The sequence below is a fragment of the Streptomyces sp. CBMA156 genome (genome assembly GCF_014596515.1).
In the GTDB taxonomy this organism is placed as follows: Bacteria; Actinomycetota; Actinomycetes; order Streptomycetales; family Streptomycetaceae; genus Kitasatospora.
In genome coordinates, this window is sequence record NZ_MSJQ01000258.1 from 1 (window position 1) to 7,558 (window position 7,558).

General features: G+C 75.4%; 5 protein-coding genes. 2 read left to right on the forward strand and 3 right to left on the reverse strand.

All coding sequences use genetic code 11. From position 1 onward, the window contains the following. Window positions 1-503: hypothetical protein (locus tag BU198_RS21585; protein WP_223244739.1), on the forward strand; the 503-nt coding region annotated here is incomplete at its 5' end. Window positions 504-630: 127 nt separating this feature from the next. Here the strand turns inward: BU198_RS21585 and BU198_RS21590 are convergent. Further along, on the reverse strand, window positions 631-1,443 hold the full coding sequence (locus BU198_RS21590; RefSeq protein WP_188298514.1) for a TrmH family RNA methyltransferase: 813 nt from the start codon (window positions 1,441-1,443) through the stop codon (window positions 631-633). A gap of 88 nt (window positions 1,444-1,531) precedes the next feature. Between BU198_RS21590 and BU198_RS21595 the strand changes: the two genes are divergently transcribed. Beyond that, window positions 1,532-4,273 (forward strand): SpoIIE family protein phosphatase/ATP-binding protein, encoded by a 2,742-nt coding sequence (locus BU198_RS21595; protein ID WP_188298515.1) that lies wholly within the window; start codon window positions 1,532-1,534, stop codon window positions 4,271-4,273. A gap of 64 nt (window positions 4,274-4,337) precedes the next feature. Here the strand turns inward: BU198_RS21595 and cobA are convergent, their stop codons facing one another. Both cobA and cobT read right to left on the reverse strand, forming a co-directional pair. Then, a complete protein-coding gene (gene cobA, locus BU198_RS21600) occupies window positions 4,338-5,585 on the reverse strand; it encodes a uroporphyrinogen-III C-methyltransferase (protein ID WP_188298516.1) in 1,248 nt (415 codons plus the stop codon). A gap of 107 nt (window positions 5,586-5,692) precedes the next feature. Next, the coding region (cobT, locus tag BU198_RS21605; RefSeq protein WP_223244741.1) for a nicotinate-nucleotide--dimethylbenzimidazole phosphoribosyltransferase at window positions 5,693-7,558 on the reverse strand (1,866 nt) is incomplete at its 5' end.

Sequence of the window (7,558 nt, forward strand, 5' to 3'; positions counted from 1 at the left end):
CCGCCGCCCGCGCGGGTGCGGACGGCGGACTGACGCCCCCGCAGGTGCCGGTGCCGGCGGTGGACTGGCCGAACCGCAGCTACCCCGACTGGGCCGGCGGGCCGGCCATCGTGCTGCAGAACGGGCACTCGGCCGCGGGCGGGCCACAGGTCGCGCTGAGCGCGGTGCTGCCGGCCAGGTACAAGGGCCTGCCGGCCGCGGTGGTGGTCCTGCGGCGGGCGGACGGCTCGGCGCCGGTCGACCTCGTCCAGCTCTACACCTTCGCCGGGGACTCCCCGGTCGCCGCCGCCTCCCGCACCTCGGTGGCGGATCCGCAGGCGGCGGCCAGCTGGCGACTGGAGGGCAGCACGGTCGTCCGCGAGGAGCATGCGGCCGCCACCGGCGCGGTCACCTCCACCCGCTACACCGTCCGCGCCGACGGCACCCTCGACGAATCCTGGCCCGGCGCCACCACTCCGCCCCCCGCCGCCGCCCCGGCCCCGCCCACCGCTCCCACGGGCTGACCGCGGGACGTCGGGCAGGCCTGCTTCCGGCCAGCGGCTTCCGGCGCGGGGCGGTTCCGAAGGCGCAGCGCACACACACGAGAAGTCGGACCGGCCGACTTCTCGTGCCTCGGCGCGGGTGGAGGAACTACGGGGTGGCGGTGCTGACGGCGTAGAAGGCGACGGCCGCGGCGGCGCCGACGTTGAGCGAGTCGATGCCGTGGGCCATCGGGATGCGGACCGGGTGATGGGCCGCGGCGATGGCGCGGGGCGTGAGGCCGTCGCCCTCGGCGCCGAGCATCAGGGCCGCCCTGGGGAGGCGGTCCGGGGTGAGGGTGCGGAGGTCGACGGCGGTGTCGGCGGGGGTGAGGGCGAGCAGGGTGAAGCCGGCCTCGCGGACGGTGTCCAGGGCGGCGGGCCAGGGGTCCAGACGGGCGTACGGGACCGCGAAGACGGCGCCCATCGAGACCTTGACGGCGCGCCGGTAGAGCGGGTCGGCGCAGTCGGGCGAGAGCAGCACGGCGTCCATGCCGAGGGCCGCGGCGCTGCGGAAGATGGCGCCGAGGTTGGTGTGGTCGACCAGCCCTTCCAGCACGGCGACCCGGCGGGCCCCGGCGAGCACGTCGGCGGCGTCCGGGAGGGGTTTGCGCTCCATCGAGGCGAGGGCGCCGCGGTGCACGTGGTAGCCGGTGACGGCCTCGGCGAGCCCGGGCTCGACCACGTGGACGGGGGCGTCGGCCTCGGCGATGACGTCGCCCATCACCTCCAGCCACTTGGAGGTGAGCAGCATCGACCGCATCCGGTAGCCGGCGGCGAGGGCGCGGCGGATGACCTTCTCCCCCTCGGCGATGAAGAGGCCTTCGGCGGGCTCGCGGCGTCGGCGCAGCTCGACGTCGGTGAGGCCGGTGTAGTCGGCGAGGCGCGGGTCGGCCGGATCGGTGATGGTGCGGGGTTCGGACACCCTGTGATCTTGCCAAGCCCTGCCGGGGAAGGCCAAACGGCCGGGGAGCGGGGTGGTCCCCGGCTAGCCGTAGTGCAAATATGACCGTATGGCCCGAAATCCGGGCCGATCCTGGGCTCCGTCGGCCTCTGGCGCCACTGGCACCGCCGGCTCCTCCGGTGGGCGCCCACACGGTCGGCCGCAGCTGCCGCACGCGAAGCGGTGGTGGTCGGTGTGGCACCGTTCGGTGGCGGGGCAGGTGTTCGCGCTCCAGGTCCTGGTCGTGCTGCTGCTCGTGGTCGCGGCCGCGGTGGCGCTGGTGGTGCAGTCCCGCAACGACACCGAGCACGAGGCGCGCAACCGTTCGGTGGCGGTGGCGCAGACCTTCGCCAGCTCCCCCGGCATCGTCGACGCGCTGCGCTCCCCCGACCCCACGGCCATCCTGCAGCCGAGGACGCAGTCCGCCCGGATCTCCGCCGGCGTGGACTTCATCGTCGTGCTGAACAACCAGGGCATCCGCTACACCCACCCGAACCCGGAGCGGATCGGCCAGAAGTTCGTCGGCACCTACCAGCCCGCGCTGCAGGGGCACGTGGTGTCGGAGGAGGTCGCGGGGACGCTTGGTCCGCTGGTCCAGGCGGTGGTGCCGGTGTACGCGCCGGACGGCTCGGTGGTCGGGCTGGTCGCGGCCGGCGTGACGCTGAGCAGCGTCAGCAGCGCGAGCGAGCGGCAGCTGCCGGTGGTGCTGGGCGCGGCGGCGGCCGCGGTGGGGCTGGCCACGCTCGGGGCGGCGCTGATCAGCCGACGGCTGCGGCGCCAGACGCACGGGCTCGGGCCGGTCGAGATGACGCGGATGTACGAGCACCACGCGGCGGTGCTGCACGCGGTGCGCGAGGGCGTGATGATCGTCGGCGGGGACGGGCGGCTGCTGCTCTGCAACGACGAGGCGCGCCGGCTGCTGGACCTGCCGCCGGACGCCGAGGGCAGGCCGGTGACCGGGCTGGGCCTGGAGCAGGCGCCGCTGGAGCTGCTGACCGCCGGCCGGCCGGTGACCGACGAGGTGGTGCTGTCCGGGGAGCGGCTGCTGGCGGTGAACGTCCGGCTGATCGACCGGCCCGGTGACCGGCCCGGCTGCGTCGCCACGCTGCGCGACTCCACCGAGCTGGCGGCGCTGTCCGGCCGGGCCGATCGCGCCCAGCGCCGGCTGCGGCTGCTGTACGACGCCGGGGTGACGGTGGGCAGCACGCTGGACGTGACGCGGACCGCGGAGGAGCTGGCGCAGGTCGCGGTGCCGCGGTTCGCGGACTTCGTCACGGTGGACCTGGCGGACCAGGTACCGGCCGGGGAGGAACCGCCGCCCGGCCCCTCGCTGGGGCGGATGCGCCGCGTCGCGGTGACCGGCGTACGGGACGACGCGCCGTTCTACCCGGTCGGCACGGTGCTGGAGGTGGTGCCCTCGACCCCGCTGGCCGGGGCGCTGAACAGCGGGGAACCCGGCATGGAGCCGCGCCTGGCGGAGGCTACCCGGTGGCGGGAGCAGGACCCGGAGCGGTCGGCGCAAGTGCTGGCGTACGGGGTGCACTCGCTGGTCCGGGTGCCGCTGCGGGCACGCGGGGTGCTGCTGGGGGTGGCCAGGTTCTGGCGGGCGCAGCGGGCGGAACCGTTCGAGCCGGAGGACCTGGCGCTGGCCGAGGAGCTGGTGGCGCACGCGGCGGTGTGCATCGACAACGCCCGCCGCTACACCCGGGAGCACACCATGGCGGTGACGCTCCAGCACAGCCTGCTGCCGCGCAGGCTGCCCGAGCAGACCGCGCTGGACGTGGCGCACCGCTACCTGCCGGCCCAGGCGGGGGTGGGCGGGGACTGGTTCGACGTGATCCCGCTGCCGGGCGCGCGGGTGGCGCTGGTGGTCGGGGACGTGGTCGGGCACGGACTGCACGCGGCGGCGACGATGGGCCGGCTGCGCACGGCGATCCACAACTTCTCGACCCTGGACCTGCCCCCGGACGAACTGCTGGGGCACCTGGACGAGCTGGTGAACCGGATCGACCAGGACGAGGCGGCGGGCGGCGAGCGCGCGGAGCTGGCGGGCGCGACCTGCCTGTACGCGATCTACGACCCGGTGTCGCGTCGCTGCACCCTGGCCACCGCCGGGCACCCGCCGCCGGCCGTGGTGGACCCGCAGGGCCGGGTGGTGTTCCCGGAGCTGCCGACCGGGCCGCCGCTGGGCCTGGCGGTGCTGCCGTTCGAGACCGCCGAACTGGAGCTGGCCGAGGGCAGCCGGCTGGTGCTGTACACGGACGGGCTGGTGGAGGACCGGAAGCGGGACATCGACGAGGGGCTGGAGCTGCTGCGGGCCGCGCTGGCCGGACCGCCCCGCACGCCCGAGCAGACCTGCGCGGACGTGCTCGGGGCGATGCTGCCGGTGCACCAGCAGGACGACATCGCGCTGCTGGTGGCGCGGACCAGGGTGCTGGCGCCGGACCAGGTGGCGCAGTGGGAGGTGCCCTCGGACCCTGCGGCGGTCGGCGAGGTCAGGGCCGCGGTGGCGGAGCGGCTGACGGCCTGGGGGCTGGCGGAGGCCGCGTTCGCCACCGAGCTGATCCTGAGCGAGCTGGTGACCAACGCGATCCGGTACGGCTCCGGGCCGATCCGGGTGCGGCTGCTGCGGGACCGCTCGCTGATCTGCGAGGTCTCGGACGGCAGCAGCACCTCGCCGCACCTGCGGTACGCGGCGACCGAGGACGAGGGCGGGCGGGGGCTGTTCCTGGTCGCGCAGTTCGCGGACCGCTGGGGGACGCGCTACACGGCCACCGGGAAGGTCATCTGGACGGAGCAGCCGCTGGAGTAGCCGTGGAGCGGGAGGCCGGCCGGGCCGGCTTCCCGCTCCGGCCGGCCTCCCGCTCCGGGTCGGCCTACGGCCGGAAGGCGGCGGCCAGCACGTTGACGACGTCGCCGACCACGATGACCGCCGGGGGCTTGACGCCCTCGGCCTCGACCACGGCGGCGACGGTGCCGAGGGTGGCGTCCACCCGGCGCTGGGCCGCGGTGGTGCCCTCCTGGACGACCGCGACCGGGGTGTCCGCCGGCCGGCCGTACTCGACCAGCCGGGCGGCGATCGCGCCGATCTTGTCCACGGCCATCAGCAGCACCAGGGTGCCGCTCATCTTCGCGGCGGCCTCCCAGTTGGTGAGCGAGCGCTCGTCGTCCGGGCCGACGTGGCCGGAGATCACGGTGAACTCGTGGGTCATGCCGCGGTGGGTGACCGGGACGCCGGCCGCCGCCGGGACGCTGATCGAGCTGGAGATGCCCGGGACGACGGTGACCGGCAGTCCGGCCTCGACGCAGGCCAGCAGCTCCTCGCCGCCGCGGCCGAAGACGTACGGGTCGCCGCCCTTGAGCCGGACCACGAACTTGCCGGCCTTGGCGTGCTCGACCAGGGTGCGGTTGATCGCCTCCTGGGCCATGAACCGGCCGTACGGGATCTTGGAGGCGTCGATCACCTCGACGTGCTCGGGCAGTTCGGCGAGCAGTTCGCGCGGGGCGAGGCGGTCGGCGACCACCACGTCGGCGTCGGCGAGCAGGCGCCGGCCGCGCACGGTGATCAGGTCGGGGTCGCCGGGGCCGCCGCCGACCAGAGCCACGCCGGCGCCGTGCGAGCGGTACTGGCGGGCGGCGAGCGAGCCGTCCCGCAGGCCGTCCACGATGGTGTCGCGCAGGGCGGCGGAGTGGCGCGGGTCGCCGGTGAGGACGGCGACGGTGGCGCCCGCGTCGCGGCCGCTGGCCGGGGTCCAGGCGGTGGCCGCGGCGGCGTCGTCGCTGCGGGAGCAGAACACCCGCTCGCGCTCGGCCTCGGCACTGACCGCCGTGTTGACGGCCTGGTCGTCGGTGGCGACCAGGACGTACCAGGCACCGGCCAGGTCGCCGTCCCGGTACGGGCGGGCGTGCCAGGTGAGTTCACCGGTGTCGGCCATGGCCTGGACGGCCGGGGTGGTGACCGGCGATATCAGGTGCAGTTCGGCGCCGGAGGCGATCAGGGCGGGCAGCCGCCGCTGGGCGACCTGGCCGCCGCCGACCACGACGACGCGGCGGCCGGCCAGCAGCAGGCCGACCGGGTAGGGGGTACGGCCCTCGGTGCTCGGGTGCGGGGTGGGCGCGGTCATCGGCGGTGCTCCTGGATCGGGGGGAGGGTGTGGGGACGGTACGGCACGACACCGCTCCGCGGTCCGGCGCGCCCTCGGGCCGGTCCACGGAGCGGTGACGGGGTGCGTCAGGCCTTCTCGGTGACCCCGGCGGAGTCGAAGGTGGCTACATCGTGCATCGCCCGGGCCGCGCTCTGCACCAGCGGCAGGGCCAGCAGGGCACCGGTGCCCTCGCCGAGCCGCAGGTCCAGGTCGATCAGCGGACGCAGGCCGAGCTTCGCCAGCGCGGCCTGGTGGCCGGGCTCGGCGGAGCGGTGGCCGGCGATGCAGGCGGCCAGCACCTCGGGGGCGATGGCCTTGGCGGCCAGCGCGGCCGAACCGGCGATGACGCCGTCCAGGACCACGGGGGTGCGCAGCGACGCGGCGCCCAGCAGGAAGCCCGCCAGCGCGGCGTGCTCCAGGCCGCCGACGGCGGCGAGGACGCCGACCGGGTCGCTCGGGTCGGGCCGGTGCAGGGCCAGCGCGGCGCGGATGACCTCGATCTTGCGGGCGTGGGTCTCGTCGTCGATGCCGGTGCCGCGGCCGGTGACCTCGGCCGGGTCGAGGCCGGTGAACACCGAGATCAGGGCGGCCGAGGCGGTGGTGTTGGCGATGCCCATGTCGCCGGTGACCAGCGCCTTGTTGCCCGCCGCGACCAGGTCGCGGGCGGTCTCGATGCCGACCTCGATGGCCTTGAGGGCCTCCTCCCGGGTCATCGCCGGGCCCTGGGTCATGTCGGCGGTGCCGGGACGGACCTTGCGCGGCAGCAGGCCGGTGGCGCGCCCCTGCTGGACGGCGTCCGGCAGCTCGGAGGCGACGCCGACGTCGACCACGCAGACCTCGGTGCCGATCTGCTTGGCGAAGGAGTTGACCACCGCTCCCCCGGCCAGGAAGTTGTCGACCATCTGGGCGGTCACCTCCTGCGGCCAGGGGCTGACGCCCTGGGCGTGCACGCCGTGGTCACCCGCGAAGATCGCCACGCAGGCGGGCTCCGGGATCGGCGGCGGGCACTTGCGGGACAGGCCGCACAGCTGGGCCGAGATGATCTCCAGCATGCCGAGCGAGCCGGCCGGCTTGGTCATCCGCTTCTGCCGGTCCCAGGCCTCGCCGAGCGCCTTGGCGTCCAGCGGACGGATGCCGCGCAGGGTCTCGGCGAGCAGGCTCTGCGGCTCCTCGCCGGGCAGCGCGCGGTTGCCGTACTGCTCCTCGTGGACGACCCAGGACAGCGGGCGCTTCTTCGCCCAGCCCTGCTGCTCCAGCTCGGGCTCGTCCGGGAACTCGTCGACGAAGCCGACGCACAGGTAGGCGACGACCTCCAGGTGCTCGGGCAGGCCGAGCTCGCGGACCAGCGCCTCGTCGTCGAAGAAGCTCACCCAGCCGACGCCCAGGCCCTCGGCGCGGGCGGCCAGCCAGAGGTTCTCGACCGCCAGGGCGGCCGAGTACGGGGCCATCTGCGGCTGGGTGTGCCGGCCGAGGGTGTGCCGGCCGCCGCGGGTGCGGTCGGCGGTCACCACGATGTTGACCGGGGTTTCGAGGATGGCCTCGATCTTGATTTCCTTGAACTGCTTGGCCCGGCCCTTGGGCAGCGAGTCCGCGTACGCCTCGCGCTGGTGCTCGGCCAGGGCGTGCATCCGCCTGCGGGTCTTCGCCGAGCGGATCACCACGAAGTCCCAGGGCTGCGAGTAGCCGACGCTGGGCGCGGTGTGGGCGGCCTCCAGGACGCGGATCAGCACCTCGTGCGGGATCGGGTCCGGGCGGAAGCCGTTGCGCACGTCGCGGCGCTCGCGGATCACCTGGTGGACGGCCTCGCGGCCGGCCTCGTCGTAGCCGGGGGCGGCCGGGCCGCGCGGCTCGGCGGGCTCCTCGGGCTGCGGCTCGGGCTGCTCCCCCGCCTCGTCGGCGGCGGGCTGCTCGGGCTGCTGGGCCTGCTGCTCGGCGGCGGGCTGCTCCTCGAC

Bases quoted from the DNA above. Each gene is read 5' to 3' on its own strand.
- cobA (WP_188298516.1), bottom strand. From the start codon at position 5,585: ATGACCGCGCCCACCCCGCACCCGAGCACCGAGGGCCGTACCCCCTAC.
- BU198_RS21595 (WP_188298515.1), top strand. From the start codon at position 1,532: ATGGCCCGAAATCCGGGCCGATCCTGGGCTCCGTCGGCCTCTGGCGCC.